At 71.7% G+C, this 15,811-nt stretch carries 15 protein-coding genes; 7 read left to right on the top strand and 8 right to left on the bottom strand.

The window, feature by feature from the left end; translation table 11 throughout:
* Positions 1–9: 9 nt before the first annotated feature.
* From HS109_20050 to HS109_20060, 3 genes are all read right to left on the bottom strand, one after another.
* Positions 10–810: a transporter substrate-binding domain-containing protein gene (locus HS109_20050; GenBank protein MBE7524639.1), complete on the bottom strand. Its 801-nt coding sequence runs from the start codon at positions 808–810 to the stop codon at positions 10–12.
* A gap of 79 nt (positions 811–889) precedes the next feature.
* A complete protein-coding gene (locus HS109_20055) occupies positions 890–1,693 on the bottom strand; it encodes an enoyl-CoA hydratase/isomerase family protein (protein ID MBE7524640.1) in 804 nt (267 codons plus the stop codon).
* On the bottom strand, positions 1,690–3,306 hold the full coding sequence (locus HS109_20060) for an acyl CoA:acetate/3-ketoacid CoA transferase (GenBank protein ID MBE7524641.1): 1,617 nt from the start codon (positions 3,304–3,306) through the stop codon (positions 1,690–1,692). The genes HS109_20055 and HS109_20060 overlap by 4 nt, the downstream gene beginning before the upstream one ends.
* Before the next feature lie 73 nt (positions 3,307–3,379).
* Between HS109_20060 and HS109_20065 the strand changes: the two genes are divergently transcribed.
* Both HS109_20065 and HS109_20070 read left to right on the top strand, forming a co-directional pair.
* Positions 3,380–4,474, top strand: coding sequence for a glycoside hydrolase family 88 protein (locus tag HS109_20065; protein ID MBE7524642.1), 1,095 nt, complete (start codon positions 3,380–3,382; stop codon positions 4,472–4,474).
* 72 nt (positions 4,475–4,546) lie between these two features.
* A complete protein-coding gene (locus HS109_20070) occupies positions 4,547–5,440 on the top strand; it encodes a GntR family transcriptional regulator (GenBank protein MBE7524643.1) in 894 nt (297 codons plus the stop codon).
* 74 nt (positions 5,441–5,514) lie between these two features.
* Here HS109_20070 and HS109_20075 read toward each other — a convergent pair whose 3' ends face one another.
* A complete protein-coding gene (locus tag HS109_20075; GenBank protein ID MBE7524644.1) occupies positions 5,515–6,444 on the bottom strand; it encodes a glyoxylate/hydroxypyruvate reductase A in 930 nt (309 codons plus the stop codon).
* A gap of 197 nt (positions 6,445–6,641) precedes the next feature.
* On the opposite strand from HS109_20075, the gene HS109_20080 reads away from it, so the two are divergent.
* Both HS109_20080 and HS109_20085 read left to right on the top strand, forming a co-directional pair.
* Positions 6,642–7,631 carry a tripartite tricarboxylate transporter substrate binding protein gene (locus tag HS109_20080; protein MBE7524645.1) on the top strand — a complete coding sequence of 330 codons (990 nt, stop codon included), beginning with the start codon at positions 6,642–6,644 and terminating at the stop codon, positions 7,629–7,631.
* Positions 7,632–7,653: 22 nt separating this feature from the next.
* Entirely contained in the window at positions 7,654–8,643 is a 990-nt protein-coding gene (locus HS109_20085) for an amidohydrolase (protein MBE7524646.1), read from the top strand.
* A gap of 45 nt (positions 8,644–8,688) precedes the next feature.
* Here HS109_20085 and HS109_20090 read toward each other — a convergent pair whose 3' ends face one another.
* The 4 genes from HS109_20090 to HS109_20105 are packed head-to-tail and all read right to left on the bottom strand — an operon-like array spanning position 8,689 to position 13,171.
* A complete protein-coding gene (locus HS109_20090) occupies positions 8,689–9,831 on the bottom strand; it encodes a CoA transferase (GenBank protein MBE7524647.1) in 1,143 nt (380 codons plus the stop codon).
* 13 nt (positions 9,832–9,844) lie between these two features.
* On the bottom strand, positions 9,845–10,807 hold the full coding sequence (locus HS109_20095; GenBank protein MBE7524648.1) for a tripartite tricarboxylate transporter substrate binding protein: 963 nt from the start codon (positions 10,805–10,807) through the stop codon (positions 9,845–9,847).
* A 34-nt stretch (positions 10,808–10,841) separates the two neighbouring features.
* Positions 10,842–11,831, bottom strand: a complete 990-nt coding sequence (locus HS109_20100) for a tripartite tricarboxylate transporter substrate binding protein (protein MBE7524649.1) — start codon at positions 11,829–11,831, stop codon at positions 10,842–10,844.
* Positions 11,828–13,171: an aspartate aminotransferase family protein gene (locus HS109_20105; protein ID MBE7524650.1), complete on the bottom strand. Its 1,344-nt coding sequence runs from the start codon at positions 13,169–13,171 to the stop codon at positions 11,828–11,830. Before HS109_20105 ends, HS109_20100 begins: the two co-directional genes overlap by 4 nt.
* A 162-nt stretch (positions 13,172–13,333) precedes the next feature.
* Here HS109_20105 and HS109_20110 point away from each other — a divergent pair, with 162 nt between their 5' ends.
* The 3 genes from HS109_20110 to HS109_20120 form a co-directional block, all read left to right on the top strand.
* Positions 13,334–14,242: an SMP-30/gluconolactonase/LRE family protein gene (locus HS109_20110; protein ID MBE7524651.1), complete on the top strand. Its 909-nt coding sequence runs from the start codon at positions 13,334–13,336 to the stop codon at positions 14,240–14,242.
* Positions 14,243–14,250: 8 nt separating this feature from the next.
* The gene (locus tag HS109_20115) at positions 14,251–15,159 is read left to right on the top strand and encodes a dihydrodipicolinate synthase family protein (protein ID MBE7524652.1); all 909 of its coding nucleotides are present in this window, start codon (positions 14,251–14,253) and stop codon (positions 15,157–15,159) included.
* A gap of 75 nt (positions 15,160–15,234) precedes the next feature.
* A partial coding sequence (locus HS109_20120; GenBank protein ID MBE7524653.1) for a dihydrodipicolinate synthase family protein occupies positions 15,235–15,811 on the top strand: 577 nt, incomplete at its 3' end.

Consider the following 15,811-nt stretch of genomic DNA (forward strand, 5'->3'; position numbering starts at 1 on the left):
GCAGGGCGGTCAGAACACCGGCATGTTGGGCGGAAGCGGCTTGCCCGTCCACTTCTTCGAGATCTCGTCCAGGTCGCCGTTGGCCTTGATGAACGACAGCGTGGTGTTGAGCCACTGGCGCAGTTCGAAGGCGTCCTGCCGCACGGCGATCGACATGAACTGGTTGAAGAGGGTGAACTTGGCGGCGAGGTCGACGTTGGGCTGCGCCTTCAGCACTTCCTTGAACACGGTCTCGGGGATGGCGATCGCGTCCACCTGGCGCGAGACCACCGCCTGCATCGTGGTCGAGTCGTCGTCGAAGCGCGCGTACTGCGTGTTCGCGGGTGCGGCGCGCGTCAGCGCGACCTCCTGCGGCGTGCCGCGCGACACCCCCACCTTCTTGCCGCCGAGGTCCGCCAGCGACTTGATGTTGCTGCCCTTGGGCGCGATCACCACCAGTTCGAAGGTGCAGTACGGCATCGTGAACATGACGGCCTTGGCCCGCGCGGGCGTGGGCGAGAGCGTCGCCACGACGAAGTCGACCTTCGAGGCCTCCAGCGCCGGGATGCGCGCCGCGGTCGTGTAGGGGATGATCTCGACGTCGACGCCGAGCGCCTTCGCGAGCAGGTTCGCCACGTCGACGTCGTAGCCGACCGGATTGCCCTTGGCGTCGACGACGCTGAACGGCGGGGCGCCGCTGTTGACGCCGATGCGTACCTTGCCGCGCTTGACGATGTCGTTGATCGACTGGGCGTGGGACAGCGCGCCGATACCGAGCATCAGCATGCCCAGCAGTGCGGCGGTGAAGCCTGCGAATCGGGTTCGTGACATGGATCCTCCTCCTGGGTTCTATCGTTGCGGGGACTTCCGTCCCCATCCCGTTCCGGCGTTCCGCAACGCGGCACGCCGGTCAGACACCGTCATCCGCCGCGCGGGACGAGGCGGTCCTGGCGGACGGGCGGCCGAAGAACGCCGCCTGCGCGCGTTTCTGCGGAGGCGAGCCCCAAAGGGCCGCCACGTTTCGGGCCTCGGCGTCGAGCGCCTCCTGCCATGGCAGGTCGAGTCCCTGGTCGATCACCCGCTTGATCGCCCGCACGGCTTCCGGTTCGCGCGCCGCCACGGTGGCGGCGAGGTCGAGTACGGAGGGAAGAAGTTCGTCCACCGTGTAGACGCCGTCGACGAGTCCGACGCGCAATGCTTCGGATGCGCCGACACGCTCGCCACTCATGGCCATGAGCTTCGCCGCGGAGCGTCCGATGAGCCGCGGGAGCCGCTGGGTTCCACCCCATCCGGGCAGGCTCGCGAGCGTGACTTCGGGGAAGCCCAGTTGCGCGCTGTCGCTCGCGAACCGGGCGTCGCAGGCGAGCGCGAGTTCCAGCCCCCCGCCGAGGGCGAAGCCGTTGATGGCGGCGAAGACCGGTTGCGACAGCGCCGCGAGCCGGTCGAACAGGCGCTGCCCGTAGAGCATGTGAGCGTAGGCGTCGTCGGGGCTGAAACCCTCCTGCTCGCGGATGTCGGCGCCGGCGCAGAAGGCGCGCTCGCCGGCACCGGTCACCACGATGCATCGCACCGAGGCGCTGCGGGAGGCGGCGTCGATCGCCTGTTCGAACTCGGCGAGGAGCGGCTTGCCGAGCGCGTTGTGGCGCTCCGGACGGTTGAGCGTCACGAGCAGCACGCCGGGCCGCCGGCTCAGGTCGGTCAGGATCTGGCTCATGTCGCATCCGCGTTGATGACGGACGCGGCCAACGCGCGGGCGCCGGCCGCACCGCGGGGGGTTGCCGGTCGCAGGCGCAGGTCCATCGGACCCGCGCGAAACAGCGCCGGATTCATCGTCGCGAGTCGCGGGGACACTTCGGGCCGGAACGCCATCTGCCCGAGCACGTCGCGCTCCAGATCCAGGCCGGGCGCCACCTCGATGAGCACGAGACCCTTCTCGCCGAGGGCGAACACCGCGCGCTCGGTGACGTAATGGACCGGCATGCGCCGGGTCCGGGCGAAGTCCGCGCCGAACGAGATCTGCTCGACCACGCGCACGAACTTCGCCGTGGGCGCCTCCTGCTCGATCCGGATGCCGTGCTCGCCGAGGGCGACGCGCTGCGCCCCGGCCTTGAGCGTGCCGACGAACACGACGCGTCGCGCGCCCTGCGAGATGTTGACGAAGCCGCCGATGCCCGCGATGCGTCCGCCGAACTTGCTGACATTGACGTTGCCCGCGGGATCGACCTGCGCGAACGACAGGATCGCGACGTCGAGGCCGCCGCCGTCGTACCAGTCGAACTGGTAGCCCGCATCGATCATCGCGAGCTGGTTGCGCGCCATGCCGAAGTCGGCGCCGGTCGCCGGGATGCCCGAAATGTGGCCCTGTTCGAGCGTGAAGATCACCGCCTCGGAACACCCTTCCTCGGCGAGGACGGTGGCCACGCCGTCGGGCATGCCGTAGCCCAGGTTGGCGACGTCGCCTTCGCGCAGTTCGCACGCGGCGCGCCGGGCGATCACCTTGCGGGCGTCGAGGGGCAGCGGCGCGACCGCCGCCGGCTCGACGCGCGCCGCGCCGTAGAGCGTGGGATCGTCCGCGGTCATCGAGGACAGCCGCTGTCCGGGGTGCACGACCACCGCGTCGACCAGCACGCCCGGAACCTTGACCGAGCGCGGGTCGAGGCTTCCCGTGGGGACGACGCGCCTCACCTGCGCGATCACCACGCCGCCCGAATTCCTCGCCGCCTGCGCGGCCGAGAGCGTCTCGGCGTACAGGCCCTCGGCCTCCATGCTGACGTTGCCCAGCTCGTCGGCGGTGCTGCCGCGGATGATCGCAACGTCGATCGCGAACGACGGATAGAACAGATAGTCCCGCCCGCGCAGCGAGACGAGCTCGACGAGCGCCTCGCGCGAACGGTCGTTGAGTCGTCCGCCGTCGATGCGGGGATCGACGAAGGTGCCGAGGCCGACGTGGGTGACCACGCCGGGCTTGCCGCCGGCGATGGCCCGGAACAGATGCGAGAGCACGCCCTGCGGCAGGCAGTACGCCTCGATCGCGCCGGAGGTCGCGAGCCTCTGCATGCCGGGGCACCAGCTCCAATGACCGCCGATCGCGCGCGTCACCATGCCCTCATGCGCGAATCGGTCGATGCCGCCGCCCTCGCCGTCGCCCATGCCGCTGGGGTGCACGACGGTGAGGCGGGCGGGATGGCGCTCGTCGAGGAAGCGCGCCTCGAGCGCGGCGAGGACGAGGTCGGGCTCGTTCACGCCTCCTCCCGAGCCGTCGACCAGCACCGTGGCCCCGTCGGGCACCATCGCTGCCGCCTGCGCTGCCGAGACCCCCTTCGCCATGGTCGGTCGCGTTCGTCGTTCGCCTTGGGGAGATAATGTTATAACATTACGTCACGGACTAGGACAAGTGGACATGGACCCGACCCCGGCCACGACGCTCCCTCCCTGGCGCGACGCCGCGCTCGCGCTCGCGGTCGACCGCGTGCGCCGCATCGACGCCGAGGTCGCGGACTTTCCCCACATCACCGAGCGGGGGCGCTGGCGGACGACGCCCGACGGCGTGTGGACCGGCGGCTTCTGGGCAGGGCTACTGTGGCTCGCGTGGACGCTCACGCGGGATCCCGACCTCAGGGCATCGGCGCGTCGCCGCACCGACGGCCTGCTGCCGCGCATCCACGACGCTCACAACCACGACCTGGGCTTCATGTTCTACCCGAGCGCGGTGTGCGGCTGGCGGCACACCGGAGACCCGCGCTATCGCGACGCTGCGATCACCGCAGCCCGTTCACTCGCCGGGCAGTTCAACGCCGACGGCGGCTACATCCCCGGCTGGGGATTCTTCGGCGGCACGGAGTGGCAGGGCCAGGTGCTGGTCGACACGCTGATGAACCTGCCGCTGCTCGCGTGGGCGGCCGTCGAGTCGGGCGACGCCTCGCTCGTCGGCGTCGCGCATCGGCACGCCGACACGACGTTGCGCCACCTGCTGCGCGCGGACGGTTCGGTCTACCACATGTTCCGCTTCGACACGGCGAACGGCGCGCCGCTCGGCGGAGACACCTACCAGGGCGCCGGGCCGGAAAGCACGTGGACCCGCGGGCAGGCGTGGGGTCTCACCGGACTCGCGATGCTCGGCGCGATGACCGGAAACGCCGCCTACGGCGCGGCCGGCATCCGCATCGCCGACCGGTTCCTGTCGTCGCTGCCGCCTGCACGCATTCCTCCCTGGGACTTCGACGACCGCCGGCCGGACGCACCGCGGGACGCCTCCGCAGGCGCGATCGCGGCGTACGGACTCCTCCGCCTGGCGCGCCTCACCGGAGACCGGATCCATCGTGACGAGGCCGTCCGCCTGCTCGACGCGCTGTGGCAGCGTTGCGCGAACCGGGGCGAGGAGGGCGGATTGCTGCTCCACGCCACCGCCGACCTGCCGCACGGCCTCGGCATCGACGAGTCGACGATGTACGGCGATTATTATTACCTCAAGGCACTGGCGGCGTTGGCCGATTGAGCGGCTGCCGCATCGGCGGATGGCATTGCGTGCATGATGCGTGACCGGAAGCAACGGGAATCCGAATCGCCGATGGCCAACAGGACAGGCACCCGCCCCCGAGCGTCGAAGCGGATCCGCGCGACCCCGAAGAGCGCCGCACGAGCGCCCGGGCGCGCCATCGATGCGCGGGCGGCGCGCGAGCGCGCACCGCTCGATCCGTCGAGTCCGGTGCCGCTGTACCACCAGCTCCGCTCCGCGCTCGAGGAGTCCTGGCGTCGACTCGAACCGGACGCCGAACTGCCCACCGAGCGCGAGATCATGGATCGCTACGCGGTGAGCCGCATCACCGTGCGGCGCGCGTTGGACGAATTGATGGCCGATGGCGTGATCCGCCGCCGCCGGCCACGCGGCCGCCTGCGGCTCGTGCCGCCGCGCGTGCACCAGGAGCTCAATCGGCTGCGCGGATTCTTCTGGCACGACGCGCTCGCCGCCGGCCATCGACCGGACGTGCGTGTACTGGAGGTGGGGCAGGGCGCCTGGCCCGAGATCAACCGCCACCTGCGTCTGCCGGCGGACGCGCAGTGCTACCGCATCGCGCGGTTGCACGCGAGCAACGGCCGTCCACTGAGCCACCAGATTTCCTACATCGCCTGCCACGCCTGCCCCGACCTGCGCCTGGGCGAGCTTTCCGGTTCGCTGCTGCAGATGATGGAGCAGCGCTACGGGCGCCGCGCGCAGCACGCGGAGCAGCGACTCCTGGTGCGCGAAGCGACCGCCGCCGAGCGCTCGCTGCTCCAGCTCCCCCCCGGCAGCATGGTGTTCGAGGTCGACCGCGTGTCCTACGACGTCGCCGGCAACCCGATCGAGTATTTCGTCTCGGCGCTCGACGTCGCGCGCTTCGAGTTCCACACCAGCATGGACGCCGCGCCCGAGGGCGAGGGCCCTGATGCGCGATCCACGTCGCCGTGGCTGCCGCGAAAATGATCGCCTCGACCTCGAGCGCACCATCGGTGCCGGGACCCGTGGAATCGACCGCGGGTTCCCGCCGCAGCCGAGCCTCAGTATCCGCGCACGCGGTCGACGACGTGTTCGAGCCTCTCGCCCCGGCGCGCGCGCTCGAGGTTCGTCAGGATCTGCGCCGCGACGCGCTCGGGCCGTGGCGCCGCGGCGATGTGCGGCGTGAGCAGGATGCGCGGCTCGTCCCACAGCGGACTGTCGGACGGCAGCGGCTCGCGCGCGAACACGTCGAGCGCCGCGCCCGCGAGGCGCCCTGCGCGGATCGCTTCGAGCAGCGCCGCCTGGTCGAAGATCTCGCCGCGCGACACGTTGATGACGCAGGCATCGGCCGGCAGCGCGGAGAGCGTTGCGGCATCGACGAGGCCGTGCGTTTCCGCGGTGAGCGGCAGCAGGCACACGAGCACGCGCGTTCCCGCCAGGAAGGCGGTCAACTCGCTTCGGCCGGAGAAGTGCGTGACCGGACCGTCGCGACGCGGCGTTCGCGTCCATGCGCGCACCGGATAGCCGAGGCCGGTGAGCGCCGCGGCGACCGCCTGCGCGGTCGAACCGTAGCCCATCAGGCCGACGGTCCAGCGGTCCTCGGGCTCGGCGATGACGCGCTTCCAGACGTGCGCGCGCCGCTGCGCCTCGTGGCGCGGCAGATCGCGGTGCCAGTGGAGCACGGCCAGCGCGACGTACTGCGCCATGCGCACGCCCTGCATCGGATCGACCGCGCGCGTGACGGGCAGGTGCGACGGCACGACGCCTTCGGCGAGGAGCCGGTCGACGCCGGCGCCCGCCGCCGCGACGAAGCGCAGGTTCGGCAGGCGTGCAGCGAGCCCCGCGGGGAGCTCGAGCGCGACGATCGCCTCGACGGCGAGGGGATCGGCGCGGTCGGGATCGTCGACGACGGTCTCGTGCGGCGCGAGACGGCGCAGCGCGTCGCGTTGTGCGGCGAGGAAGGCGGACGTGGGCAGGACGAGGATGGCCATCGAACGGGACGCGGAGCGCGGGCGATGCGCGAAGCGTACTTCAACGCGGACGTGCGGTAATCTGCGATGATGCGGCTTCGGCGTCCACCTCCGTACCTGACCACGTCCTCCGGCCTGCATGGCGCATCGGCCGTCGGCGGAATCGTCCCGCATTCGTGACGAGCCCCACGCAGTTCCCCTCTCCCGCGGAGTTCTCCATGACTACTTCGTACCCCCGGCGCGGCGTGCTGCGCGCCCTCGCCACGCTCACGCTCGCCGGCATGGTTCCCGTGGCCTCGGCGCAGGACGCCTGGCCCAGCCGGCCGGTGCATCTGGTCGTGCCCTATCCGCCGGCGGCGCTGACCGACCTCCTCGGTCGCGCGATCGCCGAGCGCCTGTCGGCGGGGCTGAAGCAGCCGGTCATCGTCGAGAACAAGCCCGGCGCCGGGACGCTGGTGGGCGCGGAGTTCGTCGCGAAGTCGCCGCCCGACGGCTACACGCTGCTGCTCGCCACGAGCACCACGCTCGGCATCAGCCCGGCGCTCTACCGCAGCTCGCCGATCGACCCGGTGCGCGACTTCACGCCGATCGCGCAGATGGGTTCGGTCAACTTCTTCCTGATCGCGAATCCGTCGTTCCCCGCGAAGAACGTCCGCGAGATGATCGACGTGATCAAGGCGAATCCGGGCAAGTTCAACTACGCGTCGGTCGGCAGCGGCAGCCCGCACCACCTGTTCATGGAGACGCTCAAGAAGGAACTCGGCCTCGACATCCAGCACGTCGCGTACAAGGGCACGCCCGCGGCGCTCACCGACCTTTTGGCCGGCAACGTGCAGGTGATGTTCTCCGACGCGACGGTCGCCATCCCGAACATCAAGGCGGGCAAGGTCGTCGCGCTGGGGACCTCGGCGGCCAAGCCGACCGAACTCCTGCCGGACGTGCCGCCGATCGCCGCGACCGTGCCGGGCTTCGACTGGCAGGCGTGGCAGGGCGTGGTCGCACCGGCCGGCGTCCCGAAGGACGTCGTGACGCGGCTCGCGCAGGAATTCGCGCGGATCCAGTCGGATCCCGCCTTCCGCGCGCAACTCATCAAGTTCGGGATGGAGCCTTACGCGCCGCACTCGCCCGAGCAGTTCGCCGCCATCGTGAAGGCGGAGCAGCCGCGCTGGCAGAAGGCCGTGCGCGATTCCGGCGCCAAGGTCGATTGAGCAATCGAGAGGAGAACGCAGCGTGGCGAGCCCGGTCATCGATGTCCACACCCACAGCCTCACCGAAGCGTGGTTCCGCCTGCTCAAGGAGCACGGCGGGCCGCGCTACACCGTCAAGGCGGTGACCGGCGGATTGCGCGCGATCCACCTCGAAGGCGCTCCGTTCATGACGCCGGTGCCGGCGATGTTCGACTACGCGGCGCGCCTGCGCGCGATGGACGAGTGCGGCGTCGACGTGTGCGTGGTGTCGCTCTCCTGTCCCAACGTCTACTGGGGCGGGCCGGAGGTGAGCAGCGAAGCCGCGCGCATCATGAACGACGACATGGCGGCCGCGCAGCGCGCGCATCCGGACCGCCTGCGTCATTTCGCCTCGCTCCCCTGGCAGTACGCCGATCGCGCGCTCGCCGAACTGGAGCGCGCCTGCGCCAACGGCGCGAGCGGCGTGATGGTGCTCGCCAACATCGACGGCCGGTCGCTCACCGACCCCGCGTTCGAGCCGATCTGGTCGGCGATCGACGCGCGCGGCCTGCCGGTGCTCGTCCACCCCACGGCTCCGCCCGGTGTCGCCGAACTCGACATGTCGCGCTTCCAGCTCACCGCGTCGATCGGCTTCACCTTCGACACCTCGCTCGCGGTCGCGCGCATGATCTACGACGGTTTCTTCGACCGCCATCCGCGCCTGAAGCTCATCGCCTCGCACGGCGGCGGCGCGCTGCCGTACCTGATCCACCGGATGGACCAGTGCTTCGACAACATTCCGGCCTGCCGCGAGAAGACCAGCGTGCGGCCGTCGGAATACCTGTCGCGGATCTACGCCGACTCGGTCGTGTTCGCGCAGGACGCGCTCGCGCTGTGCGTGAAGGAATTCGGCGCCGACAACGTGCTCTACGGTTCCGACTATCCGCACACCATCGGCGACATGCCCGGCTGCCTGCGGCGCGTGAACGCGCTGCCCGACGCGCAGCGCGACAAGGTGCGGGGGCAGAACGCCCGCCGGATCTTCGGCTTCTGACGCCGGGCGGGGTCTCGCGGCGGGGAACCCCGGCGAGACCGCCCGCTACGCCACCACTCCGGCGGCACGCAGCGCCGCGATCTCGTCCGCCGTCACGCCGGCTTCGCGCAGGATCGCGTCGCTGTGTTCGCCGACGGCCGGCGCGCGCGTGTCGAGCCGCGGGCCGTCGTGGGCGAAGCGGAACGCCGCGACCGGGACGACCGGCGATGACTCTTCGGCGCGGTCGAGGAGGCTGCGGTGCGCGAGCTGGGGATCGCGCGCGGCTTCGTCGAGGCTGCGCACGCGTTCGGCGGGGACCCCGAGCGTGCGGAACCGCGCCACCCAGTCGTCGGCACCCCGTTCGCGCAGGCGCTCGCGCAGCACCGATCCCATCGCGCTGGCGTGCGCCCACAGGTCTTCCCATGACGCCAGCGCCGCGAAGTCGGGGTGTCCCAGCGCCTCCCACAGGCGGCGGTTCTGCGCGGGCGTGAACGCGCCGAGCATCAGCGCTCCGTCGGCGGTCTCGTAGCAGCCGAGCCCCGACTCGTCGCGCGCGACCGGGGTTCCGGCGAGCGTGGCCGCGAGTTCCGGCGCCATCATCGTCAGCGCGCAGTCGTACATCGCGCAGTCGATGCGCTGCCCGCGACCGTCGCGCGAGCGCGCGAACAGGGCCGCGGCGATCGCGTAGGCCGCGCTCCAGCCGCTCGCATAGTCGACGAACGCGGCCGCGGTCCTGCCGCCGGTACGTGCCATCACGCCCGACGCGGCCTGCAGCAGGTTGTCGTACGCGCGCGTGCCCGCGCGCGGGCCCTGCTGTCCGTAGCCGGTGATCGAGCAGACGATGAGCGCGGGGTTCGCCGAGTGCAGCGCGTCGTCGGTCAGTCCGAGTGCCGCGAGCGCGCCGGCGCGGTAGTTCTCGACCAGGACATCGGCGCGCGCGGCGAGCCGCAGCAGGATCGCGCGGCCGCGCGCGTCGGCGAGGTCGAGCGCGAGCGCGCGCTTGTTGCCGCCCTGGACTTCGTGGGTGAGGCCGCGCGCGGCAGCGTTGCGCGCGGCGTCCGGGCCACGGCCGCGCGCGCAATCCGGACGGCCCGGCGCCTCGATCTTGATGACGTCTGCGCCCAGCACCGCGAGCTGGTAGGTGCAGAACGGACCGGCGAGCACGTGCGTGGCGTCGAGCACGCGCACGCCTTCGAACGGCCGTGCCATCGTCGCGCCCCCGTCACTTGAAGCGGAGGTTCGCCTCCTTCACGATGACCGCGTAGGCTTCGCGGTCGGCGCGGATCCGTTCGGCGAACGCCGCGGACGTGGTGAACGTCGGGAGCACGCCCAGTTTCGCGAGCTGTTCCTGCGCCCTCGGATCGGCGAGCGCCTTGCCCGCGGCGGCGTTGAGCTTCGCGACGATGTCGGGCGCCATCCCGGCCGGCCCGACGAGGCCGATCCACGAGTGCACGGTGAACTGCGGGTAGCCCTGTTCCTTCATCGTCTTCGCGTCGGGCAGTTCCGGCCAGCGCCGCTCGTTGGTGGTGGCGAGCACGCGGACCTTGCCCGATTTCGCGAGCTCGACCAGTTCGCCGGCGATCATCAGCGGCACGTGGCCGGCGGTGAGGTCGACCAGCGCCGGGCCGCTGCCCTTGTAGGCGACGTGGACGAGGTCGATGCCCGCGGAGAGCTCGAACAGTTCGCCGGCGAAGTGCCCGTAGGATCCGACGCCCGAGGTGGCGAAGCCCAGCGTGCCGGGCTTTTCCTTCGCGAGCTTCACGAGGCCCGCGATGTCGGTCGCCGGCAGCGACGGATGCGCGCCGATGAAGGTGAACCCCTCGACCAGGTTCGCGATCGGCGTGAAGTCGCGGATCGAGTCGTAGGGGAGCTTGCGGTCGACGTTGGGCAGGATCGCGTGCGTGCCGGCGGAGGCGAGGAGCAGCGTGTAGCCGTCGGGCGCCGACTTCGCCACGTGGTCCGCGCCGATCGACCCGCCCGCGCCGGCGCGGTTGTCGACGACGAAGGTCTGCCCGAGCTCGGCACCCATGTTCTGGGCGAGGAGTCGCGCGATGCCGTCGACGCGCCCGCCGGGCGCGAACGGCACCACGATGCGCACCGGTTTCGTGGGCCAGGCCTGCGCGAACGCCTCTCCGGTGAGGCAGGCGGCGAGCACCATCGCGGCGAGGAGGCGGAGTCGGTTCATCGCAGCTCCTTTCGGCGGTTCGATGCGGCGGGCGCTACTGCGCGCGGACGTTCGCCTTGCGGATCACCGCCGACCAGCGCTTGCCGTCGGACGCGATCAGGTCGGCGAACAGGCGCGGCGAGGTGACGTGGGGTTCGGTGCCGGTCGCGAGGAAGCGTTCGCGCACTTCGGGGCGCGCGACGGTCCTGGCGATCGCGTCGGCGAGCTTCTGCACGATCTCCGGCGGCGTGCCCGCCGGGGCGACGAAGCCGTACCACGCGGTCACGTCGATCTCCGGCATCCCGAGTTCCTTCACCGTCGGCACGTCGGGCAGTTGCGCCATCCGCGCGGGGCCGGTGACCGCGAGCGCGCGCAGCCGGCCGGACTGGATGTGCGCGATCATCGGCGGCAGACCCGAGATCGCCATCTGCACCTGATTCGCGAGCAGCGCGGTGACGCCCTCGGCGTTGCCCTTGTAGGGGATGTGCACGAGCTCGACGCCGGCCACCGAGCCGAGCAGTTCGCCGGCGAGGTGCGCGGTGCTGCCGATCCCGCTCGACGAGGCGTAGCTGATCGAGCCGGGCTTCGCCTTCGCGAGCGCGATCAGTTCCGCGAGACTCTTCGCCGGCACGCTCGCGTTGACGACGATGACGTTCGGACCGATGCCGTACTGCGTGATCGGCGCGATGTCCTTCATCGGGTCGTAGGGGACGGTCGAGCCGATCAGGAACGGATTGATCGTCATCGGGCCGGTCGTGCCGATGCCGATCACGTGGCCGTCGGGCGGGGCTTTGGCGCCGGCGTCGAGCCCGATGGCCCCGCCGGCGCCGGCCTTGTTCTCGACCACGACCGGCTGGCCGAGGATCTCGGAGAGCGGAGTCGCCATCAGCCGCGCGTGCAGGTCGACCGTGCTGCCGGCCGAGAACAGGGAAATGACGTGGATCGGCTTCGTCGGCCAGGTCTGCGCGGCGGCGGTCGCCGCGAAACCGAGAGCGATGCCGAGCACGAGGCCGGCGGCGGAGCGCGTGGGGCGGGCGGTCTTCATGGGGTCTCCTCGAGGACGGCGGTGAGCGCGGCGTCGAGCCGCTCGACGACGAGCGCGAGCTCGGCGTCGTCGATGATGTACGGAGGGGCGAGGAGCACGTGGTCGCCGTCCACGCCGTCGGCGGTCCCGCTCGACGGATAGCAGGCGAGCCCGCGGGCGAGCGCGGCGGCCTTGAGCCGCTCGGCGACGCGCCGCGACCGCGGGAACGCGCGCTTCGATGCGCGATCGGCCACCAGCTCGAGCGCCAGGAAGAGCCCGCGCCCCCGAATGTCGCCGACGTGCGGGTGCGCGCCGAAGCGATCGTCGAGCGCGGCGCACAGGGCGAGGCCCTGTTCGCGCGAACGTTCGACCAGGCGGTCACGCTCCATCACCTCGATGACGGCGAGCGAGGTCGCGCAGGCGATCGCGTGACTCATGTAGGTGTGGCCGTTGGCGAGCGTGCCCGAACCGCGCTCGAGCGGCGCGACCACGCGCTCGCTCGCCATCGTGGCGCCGATCGGCACGTAGCCCGCGCCCAGTCCCTTGCCCAGCGTGATGACGTCGGGGCAGACGCCGTCGTGCGCGATGGCGAAGAGCGTGCCGCAGCGCCCCATGCCGCACATGACCTCGTCGGCGACGAAGAGCACGCCGTGGCGGTCGCAGATCTCGCGGATGCGCGCGAAGTAGCCGCGCACCGCGGGAACGCAGCCCAGCGTCGCGCCGACCACCGGTTCGGCGACGAACGCGGCGACCCGGTGCGCGCCGACGCGGCGGATCTCGGCGTCGAGTTCGTCCGCCGCGCGGAAGCCGTAGGCTTCGTCGGACTCGCCTTCCTGCCGGTAGCGGTAGGCGTGGCACGGTGCGATGTGCGTGGCCGGCAGCAGCATCGGCGCGTACATCGCGCGCCGCGCCAGGTGTCCGCCCACCGCGAGCGCGCCGAGCGTGTTGCCGTGGTAGCTCATCCGCCGCGCGATGACGTGCGATCGTTCGGGCTCGCCGCGCTCGACGAAGTGCTGGCGCACGAGCTTCAGCGCCACCTCCATCGCCTCCGAGCCGCTGCCGACGAAGGCGACGCGGCCGGCGCCGAATCCGGCCGGGGCGTTCGCGATCAGCTTGGCGGCAAGGGCTTCCGCCGGGGCGTTGGTGAAGAACGACGTGTGCGCGTAGGGCAGCTTTGCGACCTGCGCGCACAGCGCGTGGGCGACGTCCGGATGCGAGTGCCCGAGGCTCGAGACCGCGGCGCCGCCGGAGGCGTCGAGGTAGCGCCTGCCGTCGCGGTCGACGAGCCAGCAGCCTTCGCCGGCGACCGCGAGGGGCGGAGTCGCGACGAGCGAGCGGTGCAGGACGGCGCTCCGGGTCATGGGGGCGGGCGGGTCGAGGACCGCCGCATCGCCCGCGCCGGGCGCCGCGCGCTCCGGCCGGAGGCCACCGGCGTTTTGCCATTAAAACATTGGTTGACTGGCAAATCAACCGCGCGTACAACCGGGGCGCGGCGTCCGGCGCCGGGCGCGCGCGCCGGACCCATGCACGCTCCCGTCGACCTCGCCGCCGCCGTCCACGCGACCCTGCCGGCGTCGCTCCATTGGCGCGGCGAGCCGAACGACTGGGTGCGTGTCACCCGGCCGGGGATGCGGCTGCATTCGTTTCTCGAAGGCCCGCAGTTCTCGCCCGACGGCGCGCTGTGGTGCGTCGACGTCCCCTACGGCCGCATCCTGCGGGTCGACGCGGCGGGCGAGTGGAGCGTCGTCCACTCGGGCGACGGGCAGCCGCACGGGCTCGCGCTCCTGCCCGACGGCGCATTCGCGGTGACCGACTACCGGCACGGGCTTCTGCGCTACGACCCGCGCGGCGGCTCGATGTCGGTCATCTGCGCGCGCGGCGCCGAGGGACCGTTCCGCGGGTTGAGCGACGTCGCGCGCGGGGAGGGCGGCGACCTGTGGTTCACCGACCCGGGGCGCACGAGCCTCTCCGACCCGACCGGGCGGCTCTACCGCCTGCGGCCCGGAGCGCAGCAGCCCGAGTGCGTGCTTGACACCATTCCGTACCCGAACGGCGTCGCGCTCTCGCCCGACGGGCGTCACGTCTACGTGGCGGCCACGCGCGCGAACGCGGTGTGGCGCCTCTTCGCCGACAGCCCGGACGCGGGCCCTCCGATGGCGGGCGTGTGGACGCAACTCTCCGGCGGCCTCGGACCCGACGGCATCGCCGTGCATCCGCGCGGTTTCGTCGCGGTGGCGCACGGGCAGGCCGGTCGCGCGTGGGTGTTCGACCCGCTGGGCGACGTCGTCGCGCGCGTGCGCACGCCGGGCGGGACGTGGACGACGTCGGTCGCGTGGTTTCCGGACGGACGGCGGCTCGCCATCGTCGACGCCCAGACCGCGGCCCTCTACGCTATCGACCTCGCGCGCGTGCTCGACCGCATCCCCGCCTGAAGGCGCCCATGCCGACGATCCTCGACCGCACGACGCTCCACGGTTTCGTTCCCGCGGTGGTGACGCCGTTCGCCCCCGACGGTGCCATCCTCGAGCGCGAGTTCGGGGCGCTCGTCGACTGGCTGATCGGACTGGGCGCCAACGCGATCTGCGTCGCCGGCGACAACGGCGAGAGTTGGAACCTCGACCTCGACGAGCGTGCGCGCCTCACGCGCCTCGCGGTCGAACGGTCAGCGGGGCGGGTGCCGATCGTCACCGGCGTGTCGGCGCCGTCCGCCGCCCAGACGATCCGCTACGCGAAGGCCGCGATCGGCGCCGGGGCGAACGGGCTCCTGGTGCTGCCGCAGCCCTACGTGCTCAAGGCGTCGCGCGATGAACTCCTGCGCCGCTTCGACGCGCTCGCGCGCGCGGTGTCCGCGCCGCTCGTCCTGTACAACTCGCCGCGGCGCAGCGGCATCGACCTCTCGCTCGACGACATCGGCGCGATCGCCGGCGTCGCGCCGGTCGTCGGCATCAAGGAGGCGAGCCGCGACTTCTTCCACCTGTCGCACCTGATCCACCGCTACCGCGACCGCATGCAGGTCATGGTGGGGCCGTGCCATTTCGTATTGCCGGGACTTGCGCTCGGCGCGCAGGGATTCATCGCCAGCGGTCCGGAGCTCTTGGGCGCCGATGCCCGCCGCATCGTCGAGGTCGCCCGCGCCGCGCCGGGCGCGGACTACGCCCGGATCCACCACCGGCTGACCGCGGTCTACGAGATGATGATGGGCACCGGCACCTGGCCCGCGGCGCTGAAGGCCGCGCTCCATGCGATCGGGCAGCCGGCGGGCGTGCCGCGCGAGCCGGTGATGGCGCTGGAGGGGGCGGCGCTGGAGAAGGTCCGTGCGACGCTCGCGGCGCTCGGGCTCGCCGGGTGAGCGGGCCGAAGTTTTGCTTGCAAAACGCCGTTTGACGGATAAAATGTCGCGGTCGTCTCCGGGGAGCCCCCGCCGATGAAGGATCCGACGTTCCAGGGTGTCTACCCGGCGCTGACCACGCCGTTTCGCGGCGACCTGTCGCTCGACGTCGAGGGCTGTCGCCGGCTGGTCGACGCGGTGATCGGCGACGGGGTGCACGGCATCGTCGTCAACGGCTGCACCGGCGAGAGCTGGGCCCTCTCCGCCGACGAGCGCGCGACCGTGTTCCGCACCTCGGTCGAGGCCGCGCGCGGACGCGTGCGCGTGGTGGCCGGCTGTTCGGCGCAGACCGCCGCCGAGACGCTCGCGAAGATCGGGCAGGCGGCGGATGCCGGCTGCGCGATCGCGATGGTCTCCCCGCCGTGGTACGTGATGCCCGGGCCGGACGAGATCCTCGAGCACTACCGCCGCATCCTCGCCTCGACGCCGCTCCCGGTGCTGCTGTACAACATTCCGCGCCGCACCGGTGTCGGGTTCACGGTCGAGATGGTCGACCGGCTGGCCGACCACCCGAAGGTCGTCGGCATCAAGGAGAGTTCGAAGGACTGGGGACTCCTCTCGTCGGTGATCCGGCGCACGCGCGACCGCATCAGCGTGCTCGCCGGCTACGCGA

Source organism: Burkholderiales bacterium (assembly GCA_015075645.1).
GTDB lineage: Bacteria > Pseudomonadota > Gammaproteobacteria > Burkholderiales > Casimicrobiaceae > VBCG01.

Excerpts from the sequence above, each read along its gene's own strand:
- HS109_20110 (MBE7524651.1), top strand. The coding sequence starts at position 13,334 with ATGCACGCTCCCGTCGACCTCGCCGCCGCCGTCCACGCGACCCTGCCG.
- HS109_20095 (MBE7524648.1), bottom strand. The coding sequence starts at position 10,807 with ATGAACCGACTCCGCCTCCTCGCCGCGATGGTGCTCGCCGCCTGCCTC.
- HS109_20055 (MBE7524640.1), bottom strand. The coding sequence starts at position 1,693 with ATGAGCCAGATCCTGACCGACCTGAGCCGGCGGCCCGGCGTGCTGCTC.
- HS109_20050 (MBE7524639.1), bottom strand. The coding sequence starts at position 810 with ATGTCACGAACCCGATTCGCAGGCTTCACCGCCGCACTGCTGGGCATG.
- HS109_20060 (MBE7524641.1), bottom strand. The coding sequence starts at position 3,306 with ATGGCGAAGGGGGTCTCGGCAGCGCAGGCGGCAGCGATGGTGCCCGAC.
- HS109_20100 (MBE7524649.1), bottom strand. The coding sequence starts at position 11,831 with ATGAAGACCGCCCGCCCCACGCGCTCCGCCGCCGGCCTCGTGCTCGGC.
- HS109_20090 (MBE7524647.1), bottom strand. The coding sequence starts at position 9,831 with ATGGCACGGCCGTTCGAAGGCGTGCGCGTGCTCGACGCCACGCACGTG.
- HS109_20065 (MBE7524642.1), top strand. The coding sequence starts at position 3,380 with ATGGACCCGACCCCGGCCACGACGCTCCCTCCCTGGCGCGACGCCGCG.
- HS109_20070 (MBE7524643.1), top strand. The coding sequence starts at position 4,547 with ATGGCCAACAGGACAGGCACCCGCCCCCGAGCGTCGAAGCGGATCCGC.
- HS109_20075 (MBE7524644.1), bottom strand. The coding sequence starts at position 6,444 with ATGGCCATCCTCGTCCTGCCCACGTCCGCCTTCCTCGCCGCACAACGC.
- HS109_20115 (MBE7524652.1), top strand. The coding sequence starts at position 14,251 with ATGCCGACGATCCTCGACCGCACGACGCTCCACGGTTTCGTTCCCGCG.
- HS109_20080 (MBE7524645.1), top strand. The coding sequence starts at position 6,642 with ATGACTACTTCGTACCCCCGGCGCGGCGTGCTGCGCGCCCTCGCCACG.
- HS109_20105 (MBE7524650.1), bottom strand. The coding sequence starts at position 13,171 with ATGACCCGGAGCGCCGTCCTGCACCGCTCGCTCGTCGCGACTCCGCCC.